The following is a 14,895-nucleotide window of genomic DNA, read 5'->3' as shown; positions in this document are numbered from 1 at the left end:
AACCCCACAAAAACCCCCAATGCCTCCGCCACCGCGGGTAAACCCCGTTGTAGCACGAAGGCACGGTGACACCACTAACCAAAACGGCCCGCTTTCAGCGGGCCGTTCGTATTTGATATCGAACCGATCAGTTGGCCGGTGCGGCAGGAGCCGGCGCTGGAGCCGGTGCGGGCGCTGGGGCCGGGGCCGGGGCCGGTTCTGCAGGGGCAGGTGCAGGTGCAGGTGCAGGTGCAGGCGCCGGTTCGGCTGGCTTCATCGGTTCTGCCGGTGCGGGCGCGGGGGCCGGTGTGCTGGCCGCCGGCGGCTCGGCTGGTGCCGGGTGCTCACCACTTCTTCCGAAAACATAATACGCGACAACCGCCAGAATAACGACGACCAGCGCAATCAGCCAGCCACTACCGCCGCCACCGCTCTGTTTGATGGTGGTGTTGGTGGTGTTGGGATTGAACGGATCGTTTGGATTCGGTGCGTTCGCCATAAAAGTGTCCTCCGTGGATGAAAAATATCAATCAACACCATTCAACGCGCAATCATTGAACTGGTTTCACGCTAGGGTTGGAAAACGCCAAAAACAAGGACAATCCTGCCTTTCCGCAGCCTGAACGGCGTCGTTTCGCCCCGCAGCGCGCCAAGTTTGCGTCTGTTAAGCTCGAATCAGAGGATTTTGCCGTGACAAATCCGTTAGCGCAGGTTGTCCCGAATCACTGCGATGCTCTCGCCGGAGCCCAGTTCGCCGACCGCTATGTGCTGGTCACTGAAGGTCTTTCTTTAACCGCACTCGGCGCGGCGGAACGCGCCTTGGGGCGAACACCGCCCTGGATCGGCAGGCTCATGGCGCTGCGCAACCTTGCCGTCAGGCCGTTCCGGGCTGAAGACGGGCCTGGAAGCTGCGGTGTTGCCGTCGGGCCGGATCGGGATATTTCCGCTCATCAGCCAGTTTCCCGGCAAGGTTGTGCTTGGCCTGGACGACCGACATCTCGATTTCCGGGTCCTGGTCGAAGTCAGGGATCTCGGCATGGGCCGGCAGGAATTGGCCGCGACGACGATCGTCAAGACGCACAATTGGCTCGGGCGCGCCTATCTCGCGATCATCATGCCGTTCCACCGGATCGTCGTTCCGGCGATGCTGGCCCAGATCAGATAAGGTTACAGGCCTACAGGCGTGACGGTGTAACCGGCCTTGCGGAAATCCTCGACGAGGCCTTCGGGACCGGGAAGGTGGAGGGCGCCGACCGCCATGAAGACGTTGCCCCTGGCAAGGATCGGTTCGGCATGCTCGACCATCACCTTGTTGCGGCTGGTGATCATGGTTTCCTCGAACGCCGCATAGCCCGCGGGGTCGTCCGTGCCATCGGGCATGGCCACGCGAAACAGCGGCCAGAACATGCCGGTGTCGCCGCGCTGGTAGAGCACGATCATGGTTTCGTTGATGTCGTTGATCTTATCGCCGAGCTTCAGCGTGTCGACGAGACCCTTCATGTGAAACGCCAGCGGCAGCGAGGCCATGGCCCGCAGCTGGCTTTCAGCCGTCTCCAATCCTTCCACCGGCTTGCCGGAAGCCTTCGCACCTTGGGCCAGCCTGACATCGAGCACCGGGGCGCCGCCTGACTGGCGGGCCAGCTCGCAGGCCGGCAGTGCCATCATGGCCGAGAGCATCCACGGCTTCATCTTGGCAACCGTTGCCGGAGGAATGCCGCGTGCGTCGAGCGCGGCGTTCATGGCCGCCGCATCGTCGGGCGACAGCAGCGACGCCAGCGTCGTCGAATCAGTGAACATCATCAGGTCCGGCTCCTGGAGCATCGCGACCATCATCTTCTGCTTGTCGAGCACGTCGGTGGTTTCGATGACGATGGTGCCGGCGGCGTCATAGGCTTTCTGCGCGTCGGGAGGCAGCGTGGTGACACGCGGGTCGGTCATATGCATGGTGCCGAACAGGAAGGACGGCTTCTCGCCGGGCTTTTCCAGCTTCCACAACAGGCCCTTGCCGTTCGGTGTCGCTGCGGCTTCCGCTTCGATCTTGCGGTAGGTCGCCGGATCGTTCTTCTGCAAGGCCGACAGCATGTCGGCGCCGGTGCAGGTCGGGATTCCGGCATGCGCCTTGCCGGCCGCGAACAGCAGCACGGCGAGGAACGACAGGAAGAACAGAACATTGAGTGCGACGAGCAGCTTCAGCGACACGGAAGCTGCACGGTCGGCGATGGCGATGACGCGTTTCATGGTTCTGTCTTCATGTTTGACCATGATCTTTTCCGAAAACCGGGTCCCACTTTTCGGGATCATGGTCAGTTCTAGAACCGAAAAGCGGCAAAACGGTTAATTGGTACTGCGAAATTGAAGGGTTCATGCCCGTGGATGGGCTGATTCGTAGATTTCGAGCAGCCTCGCGGTGTCGACGCCGGTGTAGATTTGCGTCGTCGACAGGCTGGCGTGGCCGAGCAGTTCCTGGATGGTGCGCAAGTCACCGCCGCGGCCGAGCAGATGCGTGGCGAAGGAATGGCGCAGCGCATGCGGCGTCGCGGTATCGGGCAGGTTGAGCGCCGAGCGCAGTTTGGCCATGTCGCGCTGGACGATGGCCGGGTTGAGCGGGCCGCCACGGGCGCCGCGAAACAGCAGGCCCTTGGGGTCGAGATGGTAGGGGCAGAGCCGGCGATATTCGGCGATCGCCCTGAGCGCCACCGGCAGCACCGGCACCAGGCGCGTCTTGCCGCCCTTGCCGGTGACGCGCAGCACCGTGTCGTCCGCCGACGCCAGATCGGCGCCCGCCAGACCGAGCGCCTCGGAAATGCGCAGGCCGGAGCCGTAGAGCAGTGTCAGCACAGCGGCGTTGCGGGCCGCGATCCAGGGTTCTTCCGCCAATTGGCCTTCGATGGAAACGATATGCTTGGCGTCGCTCGCCGTCAGCGGCTTGGGCAGCGATTTGGGCTGGCGCGGTGCGCGCAGGGCTGCCGCACCCGCCGCATTGGCAAGGCCGCGCCGCTCGAGGAAACGCAGCAGCGAGCGGATGCCGGCGAGACCCCGGCCCAGGGTGCGGGCACCGGCGCCGGCATTGCGCCGCGCAGCGAGGAAGCCGCGCAGGTCGGCCGGGCGCAGATCGGCGATGTCCGAAATGCCGGGCGAGCCGCCGCAATGGCCGGTGAGGAAATGCAGGAACTGGCGCGTGTCGCGCTCATAGGCTTCCACCGTCTTAGGCGACAGCCGACGTTCTCGCGCCAGCATCTTCAGCCAGCTTTCACGCGCCGCCTGGAGATCGGGTTTAGCCGGGATGAGGAATTCCTGCATGGCGTCTGATCCAGTTCGCCGCCATTTTCTCGCAGGCAGGTTAGAAAGCGGTGAAGAGTCCGTCATTGAAAAGATGGCCGGCTGGGGCTAGGAGATCGTCGATTGGCGGCAAGTCACAAACCTTGGTGATTGGCTGAAATCTGCGCAGTCGCTTCGCGCCTGCTCCGCCCGTGGATGACGAAGGTAAAAGCGCCATGAGCAAGCCCCAGAACCCTGTCCAGATGGCCGTGATCGGCGCCGCCCATGGCATCAAGGGCGAATTGCGGGTGAAGACCTTCACCGGTGAACCGCTGGCGCTGGCCGACTACGGCCCGCTCTACGCCCGTGACGGCCGCGCCTTCCAGATCATCGACATCAGGCCCGCCAACACCGTCGTCGTGGTCCGCTTCAAGGGCGTTGCCGACCGCAACGCGGCCGAGGCGCTGGCCGGCACGGAGCTGTTCGTCGACCGTTCGATGCTGCCGGACGACGGCGAGGAAGACGAGTTCTACCATGCCGACCTCGTCGGCCTCGAAGTCCGCGACGACACGGGTGCCGTGCTTGGCAAGGTGGTCGCGGTGCACAATTTCGGCGGCGGCGACATTCTCGACGTGACGCTGGGCGGGCGCAAGGGCGTGCTGATCCCGTTCACACAGGCTGCCGTGCCACAAGTGTCGATCGCCGAGGGTTTCGTCCGCGTCGACCCGGCGGCGGCCGGACTTGTCGAGGACGAGGATGGCGACGGCCCGCGAGAGGAAGACTTCGATCCGAAGGGCAGGCCGCGCGGACCGAGCGATGCCGGGGGCAACCGGTGAGTTTTTCCGCTTCGGTGCTGACGCTTTACCCCGAGATGTTTCCCGGCGCGCTCGGCCTGTCGTTGGCCGGCCGGGCGCTCGAGGCCGGCACGTGGTCGCTGGAGGCGATCCAGATCCGTGACTTCGCCACCGACCGTCATCGCACCGTCGACGACACGCCAGCCGGCGGCGGCGCCGGCATGGTGATGCGCGCCGACGTGCTGGCGAAAGCCATCGACCACACGTCGCCGCCGGGCGACGCGCGGCCACGGCTGTTGATGAGCCCGCGCGGCAAACCGCTGACTCAGGCCCGCGTGCGCGAACTGGCCGCAGGACCGGGCGCGGTCATCGTCTGCGGCCGTTTCGAGGGCGTCGACCAGCGGGTGATCGACGTGCGGGGATTGGAGGAAGTCTCGATCGGCGACTACATCCTCTCGGGCGGCGAGCCGGCAGCGCTCGTTCTGCTCGATGCGGTGGTGCGGTTATTGCCGGGCGTGATGGGTAACGCGGTGTCGGGCGAGGAAGAAAGCTTTGAGAACGACCTGCTCGAACATCCGCACTATACGCGGCCGCAGGAGTTCGAGGGCCGCGAGATTCCCGAGGTGCTGATCTCGGGCAATCACAAGAAGATCGCCGCATGGCGGCGGGCGCAGTCGGAAGCGCTGACGAAAGAGCGGCGTCCTGATTTGTTGGGCGCCGCCGCTCAGCCTTTCCAAAAGTAATAGAAAGCCAGAAACAGGCCGACGGCGACGACGAAGCCGCGCACCGCGTTTTGCGGCACGCGCTTGGCGATCCAGACGCCGGCATAGCCGCCGAGCGCGCCGCCCGGGATCATGATGATCGCCTGCGGCCAGGCGACGACGCCGCCCGAGACGAAGACGACGATCGCGACAGCGGCGATGACCATGGCCAGCATGTTCTTCAACGCATTCAGCCGGTGATAGTCGCCAGCTTGGGTGAGGCCGAGCGTCGCCAGCATCATCACGCCCATGCCGGCGCCGAAGAAGCCGCCATAGATGGCGGTGAGAAACTGCGCCAGGGAGCCGGCGAGCGAGCCCACCGCCGCTTCATGGCCGAGCTTCGGCACTGGTTTCAGCCAGGGGCCGGCGGCGAACAGGGCTGTCGCGGCCAAGAGCAGCCACGGCACCAGAGCGCGAAACGACGGATTGTCGAGCGCCAAAAGGATCAGAGCGCCGGCCAGTGCGCCCACGGCCGAGATCAGGCACAGCAGCAGTGCGCTGCGCCAGAAATGCCTGATATCGGCCGAGTAGGCGAGGGTCGAGGTGATGTAGCCTGGAAATTGCGTCACCGAGGAGGTGGCGTTGGCGACGATCGGCGGCAGGCCGACCAACGTCATGGCGCCGAAGGTGATGAAGGTGCCGCCACCGGCGACCGCATTGGCGGCGCCTGACAGAAAGCCCGCCAGAAAGAGCAGGATGGCATCGAAGACAGACATGAATTGCGGCCGCTCAAAACTGTGTTATTTCAGGCTTAGAAAGCCTGAACGACCGGCGCAACCCGGCACGGCAGGATTACGATGGTGCCATGCGAGCAGAAAATGCGCTGCCAAGGCGTGACAAAGCGGCGAAATAGCTGTATGTGCCCGCCCGTACCGGCCAGAAAGAATCTGCCGGACCCGTCAACAATGACGGTGTAGTCGCCCCTGCCTGATGTTTCAAAGACAAATGTCTTGGAGACAAAGGGCATAGCCAAGCGGTCAATGGAACTGCAAGGCGAGTGTCGGACGCTCTGACTGTCGGAAGAACAAGAAGTGGACTTTTGAGATGGATATTCTCCGTCAGCTCGAGGCCGAACAGGCCGCCAAGATCGAAGCCAAGCGCAAGCTTCCCGAATTCCAGCCCGGCGACACCGTGCGCGTCCAGGTCCGCGTGACCGAAGGCACCCGCACCCGCGTCCAGGCCTATGAGGGCGTCGTCATCGCCCGCGCAGGCGCCGGCTTCCAGGAGAACTTCACGGTTCGCAAGATTTCCTACGGTGAAGGCGTCGAGCGCGTGTTCCCGGTCTACTCGCCGATGGTTGAAGGCGTTGAAATCGTTCGCCGCGGCAAGGTGCGTCGCGCCAAGCTCTACTACCTGCGCGATCGTCGCGGCAAATCGGCCCGTATTTCGGAAAACACCGGCGTGCGCGCCCGCAAGCTGAACGACGAGGAGCGCGATGCTCTGAACGCCGAGAAGGCCCGCATCGAGGCCGAGAAGGTGGCAGCCGCCGAGGCTCTGGCCGTCGAGAAGGCCGCTCAGGACGCCGCCGAGAAGAAGGCCGCCGCCGAGGCAGCTGAAGCCGCAAAGGCAGCCGAAGCAGCCACCGCCGAATAAGTTTTTCGGCGAGCAAGTTTGAAAAGGCGGCTTCGGCCGCCTTTTTTCGTTTCCGGGGGCTGGCTGGCGGAAAAGTCGGCGGTTGACTCGATTTACATCGTGTACTAAACAATCGTGCACGATTTAAATGGAGAAATGAAATGCCTGCATTGTATTCTACCCAAGCCCGCGCCGTCGGCGGCCGCGCCGGCCATGTCCAGAGCGATGATGGCTTGCTCAGCCTCGATCTTGCCATGCCCAAGGAGCTTGGCGGCAAAGGTGGCGCCACCAATCCCGAACAGCTTTTCGCCGCCGGCTATGCCGCCTGCTTCGAAAGCGCCATGCGCTTCATCGCCGGCAAGCAGAAACTGCCGCTGCAGGATGCCTCGGTGACGGCAAATGTCAGCCTGCACAGCAATGCGCAGGGCGGATTTGTGCTCGGCGTTTCGCTGGCAGCGGAAACAAAAGGTCTTGATCAGGCGGCGGCGGAAGCGCTTGTATCGGCGGCGCACCAGGTTTGCCCCTATTCCAACGCCATCAAGGGCAACATCGAGGTGGCGCTTTCGGCTAAGGCGCTTCCGGCAAAGGCAGCATGAACACAAAACAGACGGACGATACCACGCAGGCCTCGGCGGATTTCGCCGGGGTGCCGAAACTCGACGACCAAATCTGCTTCGCCCTCTATTCGGCTAGCGGGCTGATGACACGGCTCTACCGGCCGTTGCTCGAACCGCTCGGCCTCACCTATCCGCAATATCTGGCGATGATGGCGCTGTGGGAGCGAGCGCCACGCACGGTGGGTGGGCTCGGCGAGGTGCTGGGTCTCGATTCGGCGACGCTGACACCCCTGCTCAAACGGCTGGAGGCGGGCGGCTTCATCACCCGCCGGCGCGACGCTGCCGACGAGCGCCGGGTGCTTCTGGAGCTGACAACCAAGGGACAGTCGCTACGCGGGCCCGCCAAAGACGTTGCTGTCCAGATACTCTGCCAATTTCCCCGCCTCAGCGCGGTCGAACTGGATGGCCTGCACCGCATCCTCGCCAAGCTCATTGCTGGGCTGCGCGAGACGGACGCCAAGGCACCGGCGGCTGACTGACCGCCGGCCAAGGCACGGATCTCCCGGAATCTTCCGATTGAGAGCATTGGAATCCGATTTCGCCCCCGGCGACACGGCAGAGCGTCTTGCATGACGCTTGCGGAAAGCTAAAGTCGGCGCCGGATTTTCCTGCAAGCCCGGCCATGCCCGGGTCATCAATTCCCGGGAGTGTGTCATGACCAAATCGAAACTGCTGCTGGCAGGCCTGCTTGCCCTCGTCCTGGTGCCCGTTGCCGCCTTCGCGCAGGCGCTGCCCGACCTCGGCGGCAAAAAGGTGGTGGTTGTGACCGAAAACGCCTATCCGCCGCTGCAGTTCATCGATGCCAAGACCGGCAAGCAGATCGGCTGGGAATATGACGCGATGAACGAGATCGCCAAGCGGCTGAATTTCACGGTCGAGTACCAGAACACTTCCTGGGACGCGATGATCCAGGCGGTTTCCGACAACCAGTACAACATTGGCATGACCGGCATCACCATCAAGGACGACCGCAAGGAGAAGGTCGATTTCTCCGACCCCTATATGCGCTCGGAACAGTTCATGCTGGTGCGCGGCGATGAGAGCCGCTTCACCGACGCCAAGACCTTCGGCGCCTTCAAGGACGGGCTGGTCGGCGCGCAGGCCGGCACCACGCCCTTCTACACCGCCGTCTACAGCGTGCTCGACGGCAATGAGCAGAACCCGCGCATCAAACTGTTCGAGACGTTCGGCGCGACCGTGCAGGCACTGAAATCAGGCGACGTCGATGTTGTTTTGACCGATGGCACCGCCGGCAAAGGCTATGTCGACGCCTCCGAGGGCAAATTGAAGCTGATCGGGGGGCCGCTCGGTACCGAGGATTTTGGGTTTATCTTTCCGAAGGGTTCGGACCTGGTGAAGCCGGTCAACGCGGCCATCGCGGCGCTGAAGGCCGACGGCACCCTCGATGCGCTCAACAAGAAATGGTTTCTTGATTACAAGATGGGGCAGTAGTTCGCTGAACCTCACGCAGACACGGCGCTTGAACACCCCCCTCTGCCCTGCCGGGCATCTCCCCCGCAAGGGGGGAGATCAGCTGTCCGCCCTGCCTTCGCGTACCTCCAGCATTGAAGAAAAGGCGCGGGCATTGAAGCTGCCAATCTCCCTCCTTGCGGGGGAGATGGCCGGCAGGCCAGAGGGGGGTGCCTTGGCGCAATCCTTCTGATGCAGGTCCCTTGCTCTTCCTCCAAAGCCGACTTCCCCTGGTGGCTCGTCGTTGCCGTAACCCTCGCGATCGCGGTGGCCGTCTTCGTCGCCACCAGCAACCTCTACACCCAGGTGTTCGCCACGGTCGCCAAGGGCATCGGCGTCACCATCTTCGTCACCGTGATTGCCTTCGTGCTGGCTTCGGCCATGGGTCTCGGCATCGCGCTGATGGGAATGTCCGGCTCGCGCTGGCTGCGCCAGATCGCGCGCTTTTATGTCGAGATCATCCGCGGCGTGCCGATCCTGGTGCTGTTGTTCTGGATCGCCTTTGCCGGTGCACCGGCCTTCGTCGCGGCTTGGAACGCGCTGACCGCGCCGCTGCAAAGTGCGGGCCTGTTCGGCGAGCTTTTGGTGCGCGACGTGTCGCTGCTCTGGCGCGCCATCATGGCGCTGACCATCGGCTATTCGGCTTTCATCTCGGAGGTTTTCCGGGCCGGCATCCAGTCGGTGGAGAAGGGCCAGATCGAGGCGGCGAAGGCGCTTGGGCTGACCCGCGCTCAGCGCTTCCGGCTGATCGTGTTCCCACAGGCAATCCGCACCATCCTGCCGCCGCTCGGCAATGATTTCGTCGCGCTGGTCAAGGATTCCTCGCTGGTCTCGGTGCTCGGCGTTGCCGACATCACGCAGATGGGCAAGGTCTACGCCGCCGGCTCCTTTCGCTTCTTCGAGACCTATTCGCTAACGGCCTACATCTATCTCATCCTGACCGTCGGACTGTCGCTGGCGCTCAGGGCGCTGGAGCGGCGGCTGCGCCGTCAGCACGAGGAATAGTTTTTCGGCGAAGACAGCATTACGATCCCCGAGCATTCCCGTTGAGGAGGTCCCATGATCGTCGACAAAGCCAATGCGGCGCTGGATTCCGTCTACACGGCCGACACGCCGGAAGCGCTTGAAGAGGCCTATGCCGCATGGGCCGCGACCTATGACAGCGAGACCGCCTCGCTCGGCTACCTCCTGCCTTTCCTGATCACCGCCTGGGTGGCGCGCCATGTGCCGGCGGGCGATGGCCCCTTGCTCGATGCCGGCTGCGGCACCGGCCTGTCGGGACCGTCGCTGAAGGCGCTCGGTTACCGCGACATTGCGGGGCTCGACCTCTCGCACGATATGCTGAAGATCGCCGGCAGCCGCAATGCCTACGGCGAACTGAAGCAGGCAATGCTGGGCGACACGTTGCCATGGCCTGACGGCCACTTCCGCGCCTTCTTCTCGACCGGCGTGTTCACCATCAGCCATGCGCCGGCATCCGGCCTGCACGAGTTGGTGCGCATCACCCGCAAGGGTGGCCATGCCATCTTCACCGTGCGTGACCAGGTGTTCGAAAGTGGCGGCTTTCAAGCCGTGTTCGATGAACTGGAGCAAGCTGGGAAATGGCGACCGGTCGAGGAAAGCCCGTGGTTCCGCTGCTATGCGATCGCCGAGCCCGAAGCGCTGGTGAAGACGTTTGTGTTTGAAGTGGTTTGAGCGGAGAGGTTTGGGTTCTGCGAAGACACGCCGCAATTGCCGAAAACCCAAAACATTGGTATGAGCCACGCCATGGAAGAGCTTTTTGGCGATCCGGCCTACAAGGGGTTCGTGCTGCAGGACAGGAAACGCCTGCCGTCGCGCTTTTTCGCGCGCGTGTCCGGGGCGCTGACTAGCCGACTATCCTAGGCCGACCTGTCCAGGTCGTTTTCGCCGGGCCGGAGGTCCGGCACCTGCTCTTTCCCATTCTCATATCGACGGATTTACGCACATGAGCGCACTGCGCACCCTCTACGACAAGATTTTCGACGACCATGTCGTCGACCGCCAGGACGACGGCACCTGCCTGCTCTACATCGACCGCCACCTGGTCCATGAAGTGACCAGCCCGCAGGCCTTCGAAGGCCTGCGCATGACCGGTCGTAAAGTCCGGCATCCGGAAAAGACGCTGGCCGTGGTCGATCACAATGTCTCGACCTCACCCGAGCGCAAGTTCGGCATCAAGAACGAGGAAAGCCGTATCCAGGTCGAGGCGCTGGCCAAGAACGCCAGGGATTTCGGCGTCGAATATTATTCCGAGAACGATATTCGCCAGGGCATCGTCCACATCATCGGTCCGGAGCAGGGCTTTACTCTGCCCGGCATGACCATCGTCTGCGGCGACAGCCACACCTCGACGCATGGCGCTTTCGGCGCGCTGGCGCATGGCATCGGCACGTCCGAGGTCGAGCATGTTCTGGCGACACAGACGCTGATCCAGCGCAAGGCCAAGAACATGCTGGTGCGCGTTGACGGCCAGCTGCCGGAGGGCGTCACCGCCAAGGACATCATCCTCGCTATCATCGGCGAGATCGGCACCGCCGGCGGCACCGGCTATGTCATCGAATATGCCGGCGAGGCGATCCGTGCGCTGTCGATGGAAGGCCGCATGACGATCTGCAACATGTCGATCGAAGGCGGTGCGCGCGCCGGCCTTATCGCCGCCGACGAGACGACCTTCGCCTATGTCAAGGACAAGCCGCGCGCGCCGAAGGGCGCGTCCTGGGATGCGGCGCTCGAATACTGGAAGACGCTGCAGTCCGACGAAGGCGCGCATTTCGACAAGGTGATCGTGCTCGACGCGGCCAAGCTGCCGCCGATCGTCTCCTGGGGCTCCTCGCCCGAGGATGTGGTGTCGGTGCAAGGCATCGTGCCGAACCCGGACGACATCGCCGATGAAAACAAGCGCACCTCCAAGCAGCGCGCGCTCGACTATATGGGGCTGACGCCGGGCACCAAGATCACCGACATCACGCTCGATCGCGTCTTCATCGGTTCCTGCACCAATGGCCGCATCGAGGATCTGCGCGCCGTCGCCAAGGTGGTCGAAGGCAAGACGGTCAGCCCGCATGTCGATGCGATGATCGTGCCGGGTTCCGGCCTGGTCAAGGAACAGGCGGAAGCCGAAGGTCTCGACAAGATCTTCCTCGCCGCCGGTTTCGACTGGCGCGAGCCGGGCTGTTCGATGTGCCTGGCGATGAACGACGACCGGCTGAAGCCGCATGAACGCTGCGCCTCCACCTCGAACCGCAATTTCGAGGGCCGGCAGGGTTTCAAGGGCCGCACCCATCTGGTTTCGCCGGCCATGGCGGCGGCGGCGGCGATCGCCGGCCACTTCGTCGACATACGCGAGTGGAAGTAACCCGGATTTGAACAGAACCCGAGCCGCGTGGGCTCGGGTTCAAAGCTTCCCGTCACGGCGGACGAGTTCGTGGAACTCCTCGCGGCGTCCCGGCTGTTCGGCGGCGACCACAAGCGCAAGCTGTTGTTCCTCGAAGAGCTTGAACCATTCGTCCCATTCGACGAGTTCATAGCCTCCCGCATTGAGCGGCCGTTCAGGCTGGTCCTGATCCTGATAGGCGTGCTGGCCGAAGACCAGCCTCAACATGGGCTGCGTCCCCGCCTCCGGCGATATGTCGACGATTGCGGGAAAGCCGGCGCGCCCGGCAGCCCATGAGCGGATCGCATCGTGGTCGGTCAGTGTGATCGTGTCGGCCATGGGTCGCTCCAGATTGTGAACGGAGGAACGCTGACTGGGGACTGCGGTTCCCTGACATTATTTTGAGGCGGCGGTCCTGCTTGCCGCATGGCTTAACCGCTTGTTTGGGCTTGCCCTCTAAGCTCTTCCCTGACGTAAGCCAGGGGAAGTCACAGTCGGTTGGACACGGGTCTGCTCATTGCGCTGCTCAACCCGACGATCGCGCTGGCGCTCGGCGCGGCGTTCCTTGTGCTATGGTCCTATCAGCGCCACCGCCCCTATCTGGCCGTTCTGGCGATCAGCTACAGTCTCTCGGCGGCTGGCTTCCTGCTCCAGTATTTCACCTTGCCCATCGGGATGCCGCTGACCAAGCTTACGTCGAACATCTGCTTCACCATCGCTGCCTGCTGCCTGTCCAGCGCCGTCATCCACCGTTATGGCCGCAAGGTGCCCTCTGTGGGAATCGCCGTGTTGGCGGGCGGCGGCCTGGCGTCGTTATGCTGGTTCCTGTTCGTCGCGCCGGATCTCACCTGGCGCATCCTGGCGATGAATTTCGCATTCGGCGGCATCAGCCTTCTGGTTGCCGCCGAACTGCGCCCGGTACGCAACAACGGCCCGACCGAAAAAATCCTGTTCGTGCTGTCGCTGCTGTCGGGCGTCAATTTCTTCGTGCGCACCCTTGCCGTCGTCATCGCGCATGGGCCCTTCGCCAGCTATGACGGGTTCTATGGCTCGTCCTACTGGACGACGGCGCTGCTGTCGCACGCTCTGCTCTCGCTGCTCATCGCGCTGTGCCTGTTTTCCGCCGCGGCACTCGACGTGTTGAAGGCATTGAAGACCGAGACCTATACCGACCCCCTGTCGGGCCTGCTCAACCGGCGTGGCTTCGAGGAGCGAGGCATGCTGCTCTTGCAGCACTGCGCCTCGGCCCGGTTCCCGGTCGCGCTAGTGCTGGCCGACCTCGATCATTTCAAGGCGCTCAACGATGTGCATGGGCATGGGGCGGGCGATCGGGTGATCGCCGACTTCGCCGCCAAGCTTCGGTCGGCGGCCGGCGCGCGCGGTGTTGCCGGGCGTATCGGCGGCGAGGAATTCGCGGTGCTGCTGCCCCTCAGCGATCTTGCGGCGGCGCGGCTGTTCGCCGAAGCGGTGCGCACCGTCTATTCGGCCGGCCATGTCGACGGGCTTCCCCAGGGAACGAAGGTGACGGCAAGCTTCGGCGTGGCGGCCCGCAGCGGTGGCGAGGCGCTGGAGCCGCTGATGCGCCGTGCCGACGATGCGCTCTACAAAGCCAAGAAGAACGGCCGCGACAGTGTACGCCTGTCCTATGAGCGGCCGGAAACGGCGTTCCTGCCGGAGCCGCTCAAGACCGGCTGAATCTGTCCGGCCGGGACGGCGTTAACGTCTTCTTCGCCCGTCGATGATTAGCTGTCGGCGCGGGTGCGGGAGAACATGAGCGGCGCCAACTTCATCCTGTTGATCAATCTGTCGGTTGCCGGCCTGCTGGCGGCATCCTTCATGGCGGTCGCCTTCCACGATGTCGGCCGGGCGCCGGCGCGCTGGCTGGCATTTGGCTATCTGCTGGGCATGGCCTATTCGGCCATCGAATTCTCCATTCCCGCTTTTGCCGACGCGCGGCTCCCGGTCGTTGCCGCCTTCGCGGTCTTCCTTGGCGCCACGCTTGCGTTCAATGGCGGGCTTGCCCGCAAATACGGCGTGGCGCCGCCCTGGAAGCCGATGCTGTTTTTCCTGTTGGCCACCACCATAGCCGTGTATTTCGTGCAGGACCTGCCTCGCCAGTCGCTCATCCGCATCATGGCTTACCAGCTTCCCTATGCGGTCATGCAGTTCGTCGGGCTGGCCATCGTCTGGTCATCGAGGCAAAAGCTTGCCCGTCTCGATCGCATATTGATGGCCGTGCTGGCGGCGAGCGGCCTCCAGTTTGCCTCCAAGCCGTTCATCGCGCATGCGCTCGGCGGCTGGGGCGCCAATCCGCAGGCCTATCTGCAAAGCAACTACGCGCTGGTGTCGCAATCGCTCGGCACTGTCTTTGCGCTGGCGCTGGCGCTGCTGATGCTGGCCATCCTGGTTCGCGACGTGCTTGCCGAAGTGACGTCGAAGTCGGAGACGGACACGCTTTCGCGCCTGCTCAACCGCGGCGGCTTCACCCGCCATGCCGAGCTGGCGGTGCTTGGCGCGATGCGGCAAGGCGTGCCGGTCGCGCTGGTCATTGCCGACCTCGATCATTTCAAGAGCGTCAACGACAGTTTCGGCCATGCGTCAGGCGACCGGGTGATCGAGATTTTTGCAGGCTTCCTGCGCGAAGCCGCCGCCGCGCATCACGTTGCCGGCCGCATCGGCGGCGAGGAGTTCGCCATCATCCTGCCGGGAACCAACCTTGCCGCGGCCCGGCTGTTCGCCGAGGGCACGCGCAGCGCCTTTGGCGGGCTGCCCATCGACGGGCTGCCGGCTGACAACCGCTGCACCGCGAGCTTCGGCGTCGCCGAACTTCATCCGAGCGAAGACTTTGCCGATCTGATGCGGCGCGCCGACCAGGCGCTCTATCAGGCGAAGAATGCCGGGCGCGATTGCGTGCGCGTCTCCGCCGGGCCTGCCGGCAATTGGTCGTCAGCCGGAATGGAAGCCAGAGCAATTTCAGGAAAAGTGTGAAACGGTTTTCCCGGGAAAAGCGCATGGCGCCTTCCCTTGGGAATTGCGTCCAGACAAAGAGT

15 protein-coding genes and 1 pseudogene are annotated in these 14,895 nt (G+C 63.8%); 12 read left to right on the top strand and 4 right to left on the bottom strand.

Annotated elements, in window-relative coordinates; genetic code table 11:
• The first annotated feature begins 669 nt into the window (after nt 1-669).
• Nucleotides 670-1,144, top strand: a pseudogene (locus NKI69_RS32105) (DUF2867 domain-containing protein).
• 2 nt (nt 1,145-1,146) lie between these two features.
• Here NKI69_RS32105 and NKI69_RS32100 read toward each other — a convergent pair.
• Entirely contained in the window at nt 1,147-2,217 is a 1,071-nt protein-coding gene (locus NKI69_RS32100; protein WP_023811275.1) for a TraB/GumN family protein, read from the bottom strand.
• A gap of 123 nt (nt 2,218-2,340) precedes the next feature.
• A complete protein-coding gene (locus NKI69_RS32095; protein WP_352677512.1) occupies nt 2,341-3,279 on the bottom strand; it encodes a tyrosine recombinase XerC in 939 nt (312 codons plus the stop codon).
• 194 nt (nt 3,280-3,473) lie between these two features.
• Here NKI69_RS32095 and rimM point away from each other — a divergent pair, with 194 nt between their 5' ends.
• Together rimM and trmD are read left to right on the top strand one after the other, a co-directional pair.
• On the top strand, nt 3,474-4,073 hold the full coding sequence (gene rimM, locus NKI69_RS32090; protein WP_023811273.1) for a ribosome maturation factor RimM: 600 nt from the start codon (nt 3,474-3,476) through the stop codon (nt 4,071-4,073).
• Nucleotides 4,070-4,774 (top strand): tRNA (guanosine(37)-N1)-methyltransferase TrmD, encoded by a 705-nt coding sequence (gene trmD / locus NKI69_RS32085; protein WP_352723312.1) that lies wholly within the window; start codon nt 4,070-4,072, stop codon nt 4,772-4,774. The genes rimM and trmD overlap by 4 nt, the downstream gene beginning before the upstream one ends.
• Here trmD and NKI69_RS32080 read toward each other — a convergent pair.
• Nucleotides 4,756-5,508, bottom strand: a complete 753-nt coding sequence (locus NKI69_RS32080; RefSeq protein ID WP_352723311.1) for a sulfite exporter TauE/SafE family protein — start codon at nt 5,506-5,508, stop codon at nt 4,756-4,758. The two genes, trmD and NKI69_RS32080, sit on opposite strands and share 19 nt — an antisense overlap.
• Before the next feature lie 328 nt (nt 5,509-5,836).
• On the opposite strand from NKI69_RS32080, the gene rplS reads away from it, so the two are divergent.
• The 7 genes from rplS (at nt 5,837) to leuC (ending at nt 11,827) form a co-directional block, all read left to right on the top strand.
• Nucleotides 5,837-6,385: a 50S ribosomal protein L19 gene (gene rplS, locus NKI69_RS32075; protein ID WP_023811269.1), complete on the top strand. Its 549-nt coding sequence runs from the start codon at nt 5,837-5,839 to the stop codon at nt 6,383-6,385.
• Nucleotides 6,386-6,525: 140 nt separating this feature from the next.
• Nucleotides 6,526-6,960: an organic hydroperoxide resistance protein gene (locus NKI69_RS32070; RefSeq protein ID WP_023811268.1), complete on the top strand. Its 435-nt coding sequence runs from the start codon at nt 6,526-6,528 to the stop codon at nt 6,958-6,960.
• Nucleotides 6,957-7,460 carry a MarR family winged helix-turn-helix transcriptional regulator gene (locus NKI69_RS32065; protein ID WP_352723310.1) on the top strand — a complete coding sequence of 168 codons (504 nt, stop codon included), beginning with the start codon at nt 6,957-6,959 and terminating at the stop codon, nt 7,458-7,460. Before NKI69_RS32070 ends, NKI69_RS32065 begins: the two co-directional genes overlap by 4 nt.
• 175 nt (nt 7,461-7,635) lie before the next feature.
• The gene (locus tag NKI69_RS32060; protein ID WP_352442070.1) at nt 7,636-8,433 is read left to right on the top strand and encodes a transporter substrate-binding domain-containing protein; all 798 of its coding nucleotides are present in this window, start codon (nt 7,636-7,638) and stop codon (nt 8,431-8,433) included.
• Between the two features lie 210 nt (nt 8,434-8,643).
• Nucleotides 8,644-9,456 (top strand): amino acid ABC transporter permease, encoded by an 813-nt coding sequence (locus NKI69_RS32055; RefSeq protein ID WP_128304253.1) that lies wholly within the window; start codon nt 8,644-8,646, stop codon nt 9,454-9,456.
• Between the two features lie 54 nt (nt 9,457-9,510).
• On the top strand, nt 9,511-10,146 hold the full coding sequence (locus tag NKI69_RS32050; RefSeq protein WP_352723308.1) for a class I SAM-dependent DNA methyltransferase: 636 nt from the start codon (nt 9,511-9,513) through the stop codon (nt 10,144-10,146).
• A 271-nt stretch (nt 10,147-10,417) separates the two neighbouring features.
• Nucleotides 10,418-11,827 (top strand): 3-isopropylmalate dehydratase large subunit, encoded by a 1,410-nt coding sequence (leuC, locus tag NKI69_RS32045; protein ID WP_352723306.1) that lies wholly within the window; start codon nt 10,418-10,420, stop codon nt 11,825-11,827.
• A gap of 39 nt (nt 11,828-11,866) precedes the next feature.
• On the opposite strand, the gene NKI69_RS32040 is transcribed toward leuC, so the two are convergent.
• Entirely contained in the window at nt 11,867-12,184 is a 318-nt protein-coding gene (locus NKI69_RS32040) for a hypothetical protein (RefSeq protein WP_023811261.1), read from the bottom strand.
• A gap of 159 nt (nt 12,185-12,343) precedes the next feature.
• On the opposite strand from NKI69_RS32040, the gene NKI69_RS32035 reads away from it, so the two are divergent.
• Both NKI69_RS32035 and NKI69_RS32030 read left to right on the top strand, forming a co-directional pair.
• Nucleotides 12,344-13,540, top strand: coding sequence for a GGDEF domain-containing protein (locus NKI69_RS32035; RefSeq protein WP_023811260.1), 1,197 nt, complete (start codon nt 12,344-12,346; stop codon nt 13,538-13,540).
• 75 nt (nt 13,541-13,615) lie between these two features.
• Nucleotides 13,616-14,833, top strand: a complete 1,218-nt coding sequence (locus NKI69_RS32030) for a GGDEF domain-containing protein (RefSeq protein WP_023811259.1) — start codon at nt 13,616-13,618, stop codon at nt 14,831-14,833.
• Nucleotides 14,834-14,895 lie beyond the last annotated feature (62 nt).

Source organism: Mesorhizobium sp. M0491, from assembly GCF_040321265.1.
Lineage (GTDB): Bacteria > Pseudomonadota > Alphaproteobacteria > Rhizobiales > Rhizobiaceae > Mesorhizobium.
The sequence above is the reverse complement of the archived record's forward strand: the minus strand, read 5'-3'. Positions and strand labels throughout refer to the sequence as shown.

Excerpts from the sequence above, each read along its gene's own strand:
- leuC (WP_352723306.1), top strand. The coding sequence starts at position 10,418 with ATGAGCGCACTGCGCACCCTCTACGACAAGATTTTCGACGACCATGTC.
- NKI69_RS32080 (WP_352723311.1), bottom strand. The coding sequence starts at position 5,508 with ATGTCTGTCTTCGATGCCATCCTGCTCTTTCTGGCGGGCTTTCTGTCA.
- NKI69_RS32070 (WP_023811268.1), top strand. The coding sequence starts at position 6,526 with ATGCCTGCATTGTATTCTACCCAAGCCCGCGCCGTCGGCGGCCGCGCC.
- NKI69_RS32040 (WP_023811261.1), bottom strand. The coding sequence starts at position 12,184 with ATGGCCGACACGATCACACTGACCGACCACGATGCGATCCGCTCATGG.
- NKI69_RS32100 (WP_023811275.1), bottom strand. The coding sequence starts at position 2,217 with ATGAAACGCGTCATCGCCATCGCCGACCGTGCAGCTTCCGTGTCGCTG.
- NKI69_RS32030 (WP_023811259.1), top strand. The coding sequence starts at position 13,616 with ATGAGCGGCGCCAACTTCATCCTGTTGATCAATCTGTCGGTTGCCGGC.
- NKI69_RS32065 (WP_352723310.1), top strand. The coding sequence starts at position 6,957 with ATGAACACAAAACAGACGGACGATACCACGCAGGCCTCGGCGGATTTC.
- NKI69_RS32055 (WP_128304253.1), top strand. The coding sequence starts at position 8,644 with ATGCAGGTCCCTTGCTCTTCCTCCAAAGCCGACTTCCCCTGGTGGCTC.
- rimM (WP_023811273.1), top strand. The coding sequence starts at position 3,474 with ATGAGCAAGCCCCAGAACCCTGTCCAGATGGCCGTGATCGGCGCCGCC.
- NKI69_RS32050 (WP_352723308.1), top strand. The coding sequence starts at position 9,511 with ATGATCGTCGACAAAGCCAATGCGGCGCTGGATTCCGTCTACACGGCC.
- NKI69_RS32095 (WP_352677512.1), bottom strand. The coding sequence starts at position 3,279 with ATGCAGGAATTCCTCATCCCGGCTAAACCCGATCTCCAGGCGGCGCGT.
- rplS (WP_023811269.1), top strand. The coding sequence starts at position 5,837 with ATGGATATTCTCCGTCAGCTCGAGGCCGAACAGGCCGCCAAGATCGAA.
- NKI69_RS32060 (WP_352442070.1), top strand. The coding sequence starts at position 7,636 with ATGACCAAATCGAAACTGCTGCTGGCAGGCCTGCTTGCCCTCGTCCTG.